Here is an 11,269-nt window from a genome sequence, read left to right as displayed (position 1 = left end):
TCCAAAATTAAAATTTGCAAATGAACTGGAAGTATTAATAATCAAAGATATCATCCTAAAATGTGGCGGAGATCCTAATAAAATTAATGAAATAATAAACTCAACATAAAGGTTTCGAACACTTATGATTGAAAATCCGAGCTATCTGGATTTTGCTGATCTCTTATAAAATATAATATTTGATTACCAACAATTAGAGAAAAAAGAAGAATATTCTTGTAATGTTTTTTTTAAGTCTTCATCATTATCTCTATAATATTCAATTTTCCCATTCTTCTTTAAAGTCCATAAATTTTTGATTAACGAGGCGTAGATTGTATCTTGATTATTTGTAGTAACAAAAGCAAAATCAAAGTCTTCGCTTAATCCATTGTGTTTTATTTGCTCTGTTTTTTGTACATCTTTTACAATACCTTCAATAAAAATATCTGGCATATTCATTTTAACATGTTCCAAATTTTTATTTTCCCAAAACATCTCCTCAGTTATAGAAAAAGGATAGGTATCTAAACCTAAAAACTTATACACTTCAATAACATTATTAGGACTTTCTGTTTGCTTATTCTTATTCAGATTAAAAGAAACACAAGTAATCAAAATTATAGATATGAGAAGAATCCCTGTAATTTTATATTTACGCATAGTTATTTATCTTTTTTAATTTTATTACTTCTTACTCCTTGAACAGGTACTCCTATTCCTCGGTAATTATTCCTCGGATTTTCTCCTAAGTTTCTGTTTATTTGTTTAGATAAAGTAGTCGCTCTCTTTTCTTCACCGTTACTAAAAGCAGGTGTTTCATTTTGTGTCGATTTATCACTTTGTCGATCTCGGTAACTATTACTATAACTACCATCACTAGTAGTTGTTTGTTCTCTTGTCAAAAAATTCCAAGCATGTAATGATTCGTGACCTAATAATGAGGTAGGAGAATTTACTTTCGCCGTTTCGGGAAGAGAATTACTATTCAACTGTTCTTGCAAAACATCAGAAGTACTATCATTAACATCGTCAAACAAAACCCCTTCGTTAGGGTTAAATCTTATAGTTCCTATTTGTCTATTTCTTCCTTTTTGACTTCTACCTTTAGCAAATTTAGAACTTTTCCCTTTGCTGTCAACTATAGAAAGCTCTTTATCGCTTTCGATCAAAGCATCTAATACATTGGTATCATTTTCACCATCACCAGTAGTATCAATATTTGAAGCTTCGTATAAACCATCTAATGCGGTTAGAGCATTTGCTAAAAACTTAGGTAAGCCCTTAGTACTTCTGCCTTCTTTGTAGCTATACTCATACTCTCTTTCTTTACCACCATAATTATAATATATAATTATTTGTTTTCCATCAGGATCAACAAAATATATAGGGTTATTAATTGTAAAAGAATAAGGAGAATAAGCATCATAACGAGCTGCCAATGGATCAATATTCATCCATCTACCTAAATCTGGATTGTAATTACGAGCACCAAAGTCTAAAGTTCCAAGACCTAATTCATCATTCTCTTCTTTACCATTATACCCATATGGATGCTCTGATAACACAGTATTATTATATCCTTTATGTTGTAGTCCAAAAGGGTAATAATTCTTTTCCTCTACGATCTCTGAAGTAGTGATTGTACCATCTTTATCAGCATCTTTATAAGATAATCTAATATTACCAAGATGATCTTTGTACTGATACACATACTTATATCCATCCGCTTCTTTCTCTACATACCCTTCTGGGTGGTTAAAGAACTCAAGTTGCCCATTCTTATAGATGTAATTACCTGTATAATCAGTTACGCAAAAAAACAAGCGGTATACCCTTTTTTCAAGCGGTTGCCTTGCTACAAAGCAAAAAATAAGAACGTTCGATCGGTCATCTATCTGTCAGCCATGCTAAAATAGTAATTTAGTCTTTAATGCCAGCCGCATGCTCCAAGCTATCTTTACATAATTGGTAGTTATAGCCGCTCTTCGCATACTCAGGGTCTATAACGCAATTATATAAAATAGCCGCACACCAACTGCTAACATTGAAGATTTTGACTTCTAACAGGCTATCTTTTAAGTCAATATTATAATATTATACCACTATTATCGTGTCGTAGACGTGATCCCAAGCGTTGTGGGGTCATTCAATCGCCATTAAGGCTAGTATTTTAATAAAAAGCGGAAGACCAGCAGCTTTAGCCACCGCATTCCGCTTTTTCTTAAAATATGTTTCCGTTTCGAGTAAGAACGATTATTGTTGAAGTTGAAGTGCGCAACGGCAGTTGCGGTTGACCTTCAGCTTTAAGATTAATCATAGCCATCTGGCGATTGAAGATAAGCTGCATGCGTGCAGAACAAAGGCGTAGCCGAAGCGGAGAGGAGCAGCCGACACACAAAAGAGAACATAGTGGTTTGTGTGCCAGACGATTTTTATGTTTTCTTCTTTATCAGATATTAACTTCAACATAAATAATTGGCTAGGCAGCGACCAAGCGGCGTAGCCCATGAAGTAGCGGTTTTGTATATGTAAATTCATAGCGTTAGCGTTCATTAATCATACAAAAAAAGAGCTACGGGTGAGAGAGGAACAGAGCAAGGCTATTTGTTTGTAGTGGAGACTGACGACCGAAGGTGAGGAAGTTGTAATGGTATGGAACAAGTGCTTTTTTCTGCACTTGTGGAATAACAAAAAATAGCTTGCGGCGTGACGAAGGAACACCTTATAACAGCTTATGGGCAAAGACTTTTTTGTCTGCGCCCATAATAATGATTCGACTGTAAGGAGTCACTTGGTTATTATACTACTCGTATGATAAAAGCAAGATTTGTGATAACCAATAAATACTATCTTCATGGTTCTTTTCTGATACAGTTAACTCATGTATCGCTGCGGCTAATGAACTTTGTAAATAACTTAATTCTTCTTTGTCAGTAATGATAAGTTCTATTTTCATAAGGATGGATTTTGTAGTTTAACTTAAAGGATGGAACTGATTAATAGCTTCATGCAGGCTTTCTAGATTATCCTGTTTGTAGGATTCTGTAGAGCTAATATGTCTATGCCCTGCCATTTGTTGTACTTTTCTAATATTATACTGTCCCAACCAGTTTACAATCACACTTGCCCTGATATGAGTATTGTTAGTGACCTTTTGATTGTAGGTTTTTAGCTTTTTTAGGATCGGATGTAAAATGGTATTGAACTGTGGTGTATTTAAAGGGAACAGCTTTTCATCATTTGTACCGATATGATCTTGCAGGATAGGTCGTACTTCTTCTATGTATTCTTTTAGTTCTATAATTTGCCAGGGTTTTAAGGCTAGTTTTCTCCATGCATTTTTCCTTGTACTTGGGATATAGATAGTTCCTTTGCGTAGGTCTACGTGCTGTACTTCTAACGATTTAAAGTTATTGCTTAATAATCCTTGATAGACGAGTAATCCCACTACCATTTTATTACGTTTTGCAGTGGCTTTGTAATAAAAATTATCCTTCCATATCTTATCGGTTTCATAACTGTAAAACAGGTCTTCGAGTTCATCACTGGTCAGCAAGTTATGGAACACTTTTTTACGTTCTCCTCGTATTTTAAGATCATCTGCAATGTTATCTGTTTGATACCCTTGTTCTATCAGGTAGTTACAATAATGTTTGATTGCCCAGATATGCCTATTGATGGTTTGGGGTTGATTCGTAGTTTTTAGATGATTGATATAGTTGAGTAATTGCTTATAAGTTAGGTTTTCTGGTTTGGTACGTTTGGATTTGCACCATTGTTTAAGTTTATCAATATTGTAAACGTTGGTTTTGATGGTTCGCTCACTATGTTGTAATTCCTCTAAATAGGTATAATAATCTTTCATAATAATTCGAGTAAGTGTGTGTATATCTGTGTGGATTTTAAAGAGCTATGCCCTAAAAACTGTTGTATATCTTCTATACGCATGCCTTGTTGTAACAGATGGGTTGCAATACTATGCCTAAGACAATGTGGAGTAATATGTTTTTCTCTTAAAGTTTGATCATCTACAAGGGTTAATAGATGATGTAATCTTTTTGCCAGACAATTACCTCTTAATCTATTCCCGTATTTGTTGATAAGCAAAGCTTCTGTACCATGACTACCGTTATACATGGGTCGTGCTTCATAGATATAGTCTTCTAAGATTCGTAAGTTATGTTTGTTGATGGGTATGTAACGCTCTTTATAGTTTTTACCTTGTCTAACAAAAACACGTCCTGCATCAAAAAGGATATCACCAATATCAAGGCTGACCGCTTCTTTTCTTCGTAACCCACAACTGTATAATAGTACAAGGATAGCTTTGTCCCGTAATCGTGTTCGTTCATGTTTACTACTGTAACTGGTCACTTCAAAGAGTTGTTTGACTTCTGACTGGGTAAGGATATCTTTGATAGCACTTTCTTTCTTTTCTAACCGGAGGTGTATTTTAAAGGTTCTGGCTCCATGCTTTTTTAGGTATTCCCTAAATTTTCTAAGGGCATTTTGATGTTTGTTAAGATAGGCTTTGCTTAGTCCTCCACTTGTACGTTGATTACTGCGTTCTCCTAAGTATTTATAATAGGCTTTTACAGTATCGATAGTAATTTGTTCTAAGCGTTGGATATCATGACTTTCTAACCAATGGAAGAACTCTCGTATAAAGATTGGGGTATAATATACTGTCCTTTCGTTATAACCTAAGATGTCTAACCAGTCCTTAAAATCAGACAATAGTATCTTGTAGCTATCGTTTTGTAGCTTTAATTTTTTCATACGGTATGTGTTTTTTAGGATTTTGCGGAACGAGAGGTAAAAGGTAGTTTAACTTGCTCTCTTTGTTTTAGTTGCTTGTTCCGTTTTAGTAGTGGAACACTCTGGAACAGTGGAACGATCTATATTAGTAATACATTCTTGTAATGCTTTGGATATCTGTTGTTCTAGTTCTTTATATTCATTAGGGTTAGTGATTTCGTACCTTATAATCGTTTCCCCTTTTTTCTTACGTTGTTTTTTGATGTAGTAATTATCTTGCAACTGCTGGTGATACCTCCATTGTGTAGTCTTTTTTACTTTTAACCTTCTGCGGATTTCTAAAGCTGTAAAAGTGGTTTGTGTATTCTGATGTAGGTATTTTTTAAGTTCTTCCAGATAATTACGGCATACTCCTGTGATTTCATCACTTTTACGTAGCAATGTTTCTTTGATCAGTTCATTAGCTTGCTGTATATCTTCGATGGTGGTTTCTATATATTCTTCACCTGTTTGCTCATCATATTTTTTTGGTCGCTGATACTGGCAGTAAAAAGTAACAGCTTCAATAAACTGTAAATAGTGGCTATTGGTTCTTCTAGGTTTAAATACAGATTCGGGAAGCTCTAAGTATTCTGCATACGGATTAATCACTTTGATAGGTTGTAAGATTCGTTGTACATCCCGTAAAAACCTAGCTGCGATAAATTCATCATCATTATTTACTTTGCCTGCCGATAATAACCTTTGATAATGCATGATCTTTTTATCTTGCTGGCTAGATTCATCGATATAGAGCAGGAAGCTTCTGTTGCTGTTATCTTCGTATATGCTTTCTTGTGTGGTACAGCCTGCAACAGATACAGGACCTTCTACGGTTAGATGTATGGTTTTAGTTGTTCCTTTTTTATCTTTATGAACTACGGTTTTTGTAATCCTCTTTTTAGATTGTAACTCCCGTAAAGGGTAGAGTACACTTTCTGCACCGTCTAAATCTTCGATTAAGATTAACTTATGTTGTAATTCTGTACGATTAAAATAGTAAAATGCATTAGCAGAGAGTACGGTAATTTCTACTTTGTCTTCATCGGGGATGAGTTCTGCAACTTTACTTTGTAAATGTGTTTTACCAACTCCTGAACTACCAAGGCTTATACAATGTAATGGATTACTAGTTTTACGACTGGTAAAGATCAGGTACATTAATAATCGGTTGGTTTCTTCTCCAATCACACCAGATTTACCAATGAGTTCATTGGTGTTTTTTAGTAAGTCTTTTGATTTTAGGAAGGTTTCTGCTGCTTGTTGCTCTTTTGTAGATAATACTTTTAATTGTATCTGGTTTGCTTCATTCTCTTTGGCTAGTTGATCGATTCTGTATTGTTCTAGTGCTGCGGTAAGCTCTTGGAGGCATTGTCTCACTATGGATGTGCCGATTTCTATACGTTCTGCTACTTTTCTGACTAATCGTTCTATCGTATTGTCATTATACAAGTCAATACTATGCCGCAGTACATTGTGATTATTTGGTTTTTGTATGCTTAATGTGACACGCATACGTTCTAGATTAGTAAACTTGATCCCGCCTAGAATATGGATTTCTAACTCTTTTGTGATGTAACTGTAGTTATGCGGGTTGGTCGTATCTAACATTGTTGAAAAGTTTATTGTAGAACATATATTGTTCAAAAGTATAAAATATGTTCTAACTAATCAAACAATATTTCATTTACATAGATAATTTATGTTTTATATATTTGCTTAATACTTGATTTTATTGATCTAATTAGAACTTATGTTGTTTGGAGAACGTTTATTAAGCACCCGTAAAAAGAAAAAGATTTCACAAGATGAACTTGCCAAGAAGATTGGTGCTCATGCTCCAATAATTGGACGCTATGAGCGTGATGAAGTAAAACCATCTGTAGAGATTGCTACTAAGATTGCAGAAGCTTTAGAAGTATCATTAGATTACTTAACTGGTCTCTCTGATGTAGAACTCGATAAAAATACCGTTGATATCATTACAAGTCTACAAAAACTTAAAAATGAAGATCATCAACATATCATAACTACTATCAATGCGCTGATACGGGATGCAAAAGCTCGTAACACTTATGCATAAAAAAACAGCCACCTATTTCTAGATGACTGTTTCTTATCATTTATTTCTTACTCTTATGGAAGTCCGAGTTAAAAACTCGAACTAGTATAGATATATTAATAATTATAATGCTCTTACTTGGTAACCATTGAAAATTCTTTGAAGGTTTGTATAGTTGTCTTCAAGTTGCTTTACATCCTCATTTTTTATTTTCATAACTTGAAGCTGTCTAATTAGTGAATTTACTTTCTTTAGAAAATCTGTAACAAATTCATTAATAGCAACTTTGAATACTTCTAAAACAATATCGTCTTGTTCAATACAAACTAATTCAAAAACCCCTTCTTCAACATATTTAGCTCTAAGTGTATAAGGACCATCCATAAAGGACAAATCTTCACAAATAGATTCATTATTGAGTAATTTAAGAATGTTTGAACACCACCATCCTGTTGTTACCACAACAAAATCATTCCAACTCTTATCAGGGAAAACAAAGTCATTCTCTTTAAAATAGACTATTCCGAATATTGAGTTGTTGTTTGTGGATATTGTATCTACCTCTATAAGTAATTCCATTTAACATTAGTGTTTTAAAGGATAGGCGGTTTCTATAGTTCTAGTTACTTTATTAAGCCAAATTTCAATAATAGTACCATCACTAGAAGTTCCTCTTAACTTAACTCTGTTCCCTTGTGTTTTGATTTTTTTAGCATTCGAATATGCAGTCTTAATCATTCTTTCAATTTGCTTTGGTGATGAGTTCTGTCCAAATAAAGTTTTTATACTTGAAGCTCTAGAACCTCCTATGGTATGGCCACTTATTATATGATCCATATCTATATTTATTTTTTTCAAGGATGGTAGACTTATACTTTTAGGTCTAAGATTAGCAAGGTTTTTTGCTCCACCTGGTCCAAAAGGTAAATTTGCAGTAGCTTCAATAATTCCTATACCACTAATACGACCACTTGCATCAACTGGATAAGTTATTCCATCAATATTAGTTGATCTACCATCTAAGATATTTTCTTGAAACTCTGCCCTGAACTTAGAAAAACCACTTAAATCTCCTATAGCAGGTAAAACTTTTTGTCCTTTACTTCCACCGTAGCTTGCAGTTTCAGAAGAAGATTCTTCTTCACTACTTCCTCCACCAACTTGAGCTTCGTCTAAAATCTCAATATGGTTTGTTTCACTATCCCTTACATCATCATAAAGATCCCCTGCACCTTCAGGACAAGCTATTTGATTACCATTGGCATCAACACAATACCCTCCATCTGGATCAAAAGAAACAATAGGATTATTACCCATTGCCAAATATGGAGACATAAATTGTTCGTATGGATCAGTAGTTACAAATCTTCCAATAGTAGCATCATAATGTCTGAGTTCAAACTCATACATATTGTAACCAAGGTTTTCGTTTAATTCCTGACTTTGGTATTTATAATTTTGTGCAGTAGAGTTACCAAGTGAAGATACAATATTGTTATATCCTTTATGAGTAAGACCAAATGGATAGTAATTATTCTCTTCTATAATCTCAAGATTTCCACTATCATTTTTAGTATAACTTAAACGAGTATTGCCAAGGTGATCCTTGAACTGGTACACATATCGGTATCCAGTACCTTCTGGTGTTGCATATCCTTCAGGCGTAGACATATACTGTAATTGGTCATTCTTATAGATATAATTCCCTGTATAATCAGTTACGCAAAAAAACAAGCGGTATACCCTTTTTTCAAGCGGTTGCCTTGCTACAAAGCAAAAAATAAGAACGTTCGATCGGTCATCTATCTGTCAGCCATGCTAAAATAGTAATTTAGTCTTTAATGCCAGCCGCATGCTCCAAGCTATCTTTACATAATTGGTAGTTNCATTTTTAGTATAACTTAAACGAGTATTGCCAAGGTGATCCTTGAACTGGTACACATATCGGTATCCAGTACCTTCTGGTGTTGCATATCCTTCAGGCGTAGACATATACTGTAATTGGTCATTCTTATAGATATAATTCCCAGCATATTCCGTTTCTATTAAAGAACTTCCACTTGGAGCTATTTTCTTTAATTTTGCTCCAGTAGCGTCGTAAATATAAGTAATATTTCCTGTTCCTACGCTATTACTTATAAAAACTGTTTTGGGTAGGTTCAAATGGTTATACGTAATCCCGGTAATGCCTTTGTTTTGATCAGTGATCATATTGCCATTATCATCATAAGTAAAATCATCATTGGTATTGGTACCATCTTTAAATCCAAAGGTGGTATTTCCTGTATCTGCAACTTTTAAGAGTCTGTTTCCTGCATCATAGGTATATCCCAGATTATCCATTACTCCAAAAGAAGTAGCCGCTTCATTAAGATGTCCTGTTCGGTTTAGGGATAGGATATTTCCCATTTTATCATAAGATATATTACTCAGGTTATAGTTTCCATCGTTACTAATTCCTGTGATGATTCGGTTAAGAACATCATACGTATAATTATAACTTCTATTTATATTGTCATTAGCGGTTTGCCAAGAAGTTCCAGCGATATTGCCATTATACAGTGGATTTGTACCTTCATTATAATCGATCTTAAAGCCAAACAAATCTCCATTAGCCGTTGTGCCTTCGTTTATGGTTTTTAGCCATCCTCTTATGTTGTAGGTGTAGTCAACATTCTGTAACCCTTCGACTACGCTCAGGGTTCCATTGCTGCCACTGAGCGGAGTCGAAGTGCCTCCCACATCTTTTTGTTTCAGTTGTCCAAGGGCATCATAGGTATTATTTACAATCTGCTCGGTATCCTGTGCATTGATCTGTTGGGTTTGCGTAAGAAGTCTCCCCATATGATCATACTCAAATTTGTCAATGGTTACAATCGTAGCATTACTACCTTTGGTATGTCGGGTAGTGGTTTCTTCTATTTTACCGACAAAATCCAGTTTGCTCTCTATGATATCCGTCGTGTTTAGATAGTCATTTTTACTCCCTACATATATAGGTCTTGCTTTATTGTCATAATAGGTTACTGTGGTAATCCAATCATTGGTGTCTAATATCCTCACTTTGCTTCCAGTAGGTAAAGATTTGATATTGGTATCAATCGTTTTTCCATATACAGTTCCGGGATTTGTTAATCCATCGATATCAAAAGTATAATCATCATAATAATTAATAGTAAGTACTTTATATATACTTACAGGATATGCATCTTTGGTATAATATACTGGTGTCCCTGCAATGGTGATTGGGCTTGTTGTTTTGGTTTCGTAAGTTTCATAAGTAGATGAACTCACTCGACTACGTAGTAAAGCTACTGTACTTCCATTTTCTATTAATCCGGTATAGACTACTCTCCCAAAAGCATCATATTTAGTGAATAGCCATCTGTTTTTTGCTCTTAGATTTGCATCCTGGGTAAGTACAGGTTGATCTAATGTGTTATAGATAATATATTCCTTTCCTTTTCCCGGGATTTTCTTTTCTATTAATCTATTTCTGTGATCGTATGTGTATTGGTAACATAATTCGGAAAGCTCTGTGGTACTTACTTCATCTGCGGTGATCACTTTTGGTGGAATCACATAAGTAAGATTCCCGAAACGATCATAGACATAATAGGTATCATGTGCTTCTGAGGGTGCTGAAGGTGTCGATGCATAGGTTCTCTTCAGGATTACTCTACCTTGTTTGTCTTTATATTCTTTGGTCGTATGTAAGTCTCCATCTGCGGGTGTCCAGTTCTCGTCTTTGGTGATGGTTACCACTAATTGATTGGGAGCATAATGATTGTTTTGTACCAGTTCTGGCTTTTCGGTATCACCTCCTGTAAAGCTTACAGTAAAATTCACTACTTCATTACTTGCATTGATACCCCAATCAAATTTGATGGTATGATCGGTATCACTGTTGGGATCAGCTTTCCATGCTTTTCCGGGTGCACCTTGTTCTGTAACCCTGTTTAAAGGGGAGGCCTCAAACACACTTTCACTATAAGCATTAACATCTCCCAGATTGGTCGTAATCCCAGGAAAGTCGTCTGAATACGTATTTTTATAATACGCATTGATATCAATATTGACATCTACGGTTTTATAACTTCCAACAGTATTGTTCGCCTCAAAAGGAAGATATTGTTTGTCTTGTCTACCATAAGCATCATATTGCATATGGGTCACAATATCTTTACCTGTTGGAGAGGCTTTGATGGCTCTTTGCTGTATGGGTCTTCCCAGACCATCATAGTAGGTGACACTCTCGATGGTGTTATCTACATCATTAGCATTGGCACAACTCACATTCTCCATATCAGCAATCTTTACTGCAGTTTGAGGAACAGTGGTATGGACATAATTCTTATCAGACAACACTACCTGGGCCTGTACCTGCAATCCCATAAGTAGCATCACTATGCTATATATAATTTTATT

The 11,269-nt window shown here is 34.8% G+C and carries 10 protein-coding genes; 1 reads left to right on the top strand and 9 read right to left on the bottom strand.

Going from position 1 to position 11,269, the window contains the following annotated elements:
- Window positions 1–183 precede the first annotated feature (183 nt).
- The 6 genes from FOF46_RS29915 to FOF46_RS29895 all read right to left on the bottom strand — a co-directional run bounded on the left by FOF46_RS29915 (window position 184) and on the right by FOF46_RS29895 (window position 6,390).
- On the bottom strand, window positions 184–642 hold the full coding sequence (locus FOF46_RS29915; RefSeq protein ID WP_143919102.1) for a hypothetical protein: 459 nt from the start codon (window positions 640–642) through the stop codon (window positions 184–186).
- Between the two features lie 2 nt (window positions 643–644).
- Window positions 645–1,805 (bottom strand): RHS repeat-associated core domain-containing protein, encoded by a 1,161-nt coding sequence (locus FOF46_RS29910; RefSeq protein ID WP_244299805.1) that lies wholly within the window; start codon window positions 1,803–1,805, stop codon window positions 645–647.
- 980 nt (window positions 1,806–2,785) lie between these two features.
- Complete coding sequence (locus tag FOF46_RS31955) at window positions 2,786–2,938, bottom strand: hypothetical protein (protein WP_167572013.1); 153 nt, start codon at window positions 2,936–2,938, stop codon at window positions 2,786–2,788.
- An 18-nt stretch (window positions 2,939–2,956) separates the two neighbouring features.
- Entirely contained in the window at window positions 2,957–3,847 is an 891-nt protein-coding gene (locus FOF46_RS29905) for a tyrosine-type recombinase/integrase (RefSeq protein WP_143919100.1), read from the bottom strand.
- Entirely contained in the window at window positions 3,844–4,761 is a 918-nt protein-coding gene (locus tag FOF46_RS29900; protein ID WP_143919099.1) for a tyrosine-type recombinase/integrase, read from the bottom strand. Before FOF46_RS29900 ends, FOF46_RS29905 begins: the two co-directional genes overlap by 4 nt.
- Before the next feature lie 48 nt (window positions 4,762–4,809).
- Window positions 4,810–6,390 (bottom strand): hypothetical protein, encoded by a 1,581-nt coding sequence (locus FOF46_RS29895; RefSeq protein ID WP_143919098.1) that lies wholly within the window; start codon window positions 6,388–6,390, stop codon window positions 4,810–4,812.
- Between the two features lie 142 nt (window positions 6,391–6,532).
- Here FOF46_RS29895 and FOF46_RS29890 point away from each other — a divergent pair, with 142 nt between their 5' ends.
- Window positions 6,533–6,862, top strand: a complete 330-nt coding sequence (locus FOF46_RS29890; RefSeq protein ID WP_143919097.1) for a helix-turn-helix domain-containing protein — start codon at window positions 6,533–6,535, stop codon at window positions 6,860–6,862.
- A gap of 102 nt (window positions 6,863–6,964) precedes the next feature.
- On the opposite strand, the gene FOF46_RS29885 is transcribed toward FOF46_RS29890, so the two are convergent.
- The 3 genes from FOF46_RS29885 to FOF46_RS32860 form a co-directional block, all read right to left on the bottom strand.
- Window positions 6,965–7,420 (bottom strand): hypothetical protein, encoded by a 456-nt coding sequence (locus tag FOF46_RS29885; RefSeq protein ID WP_143919096.1) that lies wholly within the window; start codon window positions 7,418–7,420, stop codon window positions 6,965–6,967.
- A gap of 6 nt (window positions 7,421–7,426) precedes the next feature.
- Window positions 7,427–8,512 carry an RHS repeat domain-containing protein gene (locus FOF46_RS29880; RefSeq protein ID WP_143919095.1) on the bottom strand — a complete coding sequence of 362 codons (1,086 nt, stop codon included), beginning with the start codon at window positions 8,510–8,512 and terminating at the stop codon, window positions 7,427–7,429.
- Window positions 8,513–8,659: 147 nt separating this feature from the next.
- Entirely contained in the window at window positions 8,660–11,146 is a 2,487-nt protein-coding gene (locus FOF46_RS32860; RefSeq protein WP_478209728.1) for a DUF6443 domain-containing protein, read from the bottom strand.
- Window positions 11,147–11,269: the final 123 nt, after the last annotated feature.

Source organism: Aquimarina algiphila (assembly GCF_007489275.1).
Taxonomy (GTDB): domain Bacteria; phylum Bacteroidota; class Bacteroidia; order Flavobacteriales; family Flavobacteriaceae; genus Aquimarina; species Aquimarina algiphila.
The sequence above is the reverse complement of the archived record's forward strand: the minus strand, read 5'-3'. Positions and strand labels throughout refer to the sequence as shown.

What these genes read in the sequence shown, in the direction of transcription:
- FOF46_RS29885 (WP_143919096.1), bottom strand. Translation starts at nt 7,420, where the DNA reads ATGGAATTACTTATAGAGGTAGATACAATATCCACAAACAACAACTCA.
- FOF46_RS29895 (WP_143919098.1), bottom strand. Translation starts at nt 6,390, where the DNA reads ATGTTAGATACGACCAACCCGCATAACTACAGTTACATCACAAAAGAG.
- FOF46_RS29900 (WP_143919099.1), bottom strand. Translation starts at nt 4,761, where the DNA reads ATGAAAAAATTAAAGCTACAAAACGATAGCTACAAGATACTATTGTCT.
- FOF46_RS31955 (WP_167572013.1), bottom strand. Translation starts at nt 2,938, where the DNA reads ATGAAAATAGAACTTATCATTACTGACAAAGAAGAATTAAGTTATTTA.
- FOF46_RS29905 (WP_143919100.1), bottom strand. Translation starts at nt 3,847, where the DNA reads ATGAAAGATTATTATACCTATTTAGAGGAATTACAACATAGTGAGCGA.
- FOF46_RS29915 (WP_143919102.1), bottom strand. Translation starts at nt 642, where the DNA reads ATGCGTAAATATAAAATTACAGGGATTCTTCTCATATCTATAATTTTG.
- FOF46_RS29880 (WP_143919095.1), bottom strand. Translation starts at nt 8,512, where the DNA reads ATGTCTACGCCTGAAGGATATGCAACACCAGAAGGTACTGGATACCGA.
- FOF46_RS29890 (WP_143919097.1), top strand. Translation starts at nt 6,533, where the DNA reads ATGTTGTTTGGAGAACGTTTATTAAGCACCCGTAAAAAGAAAAAGATT.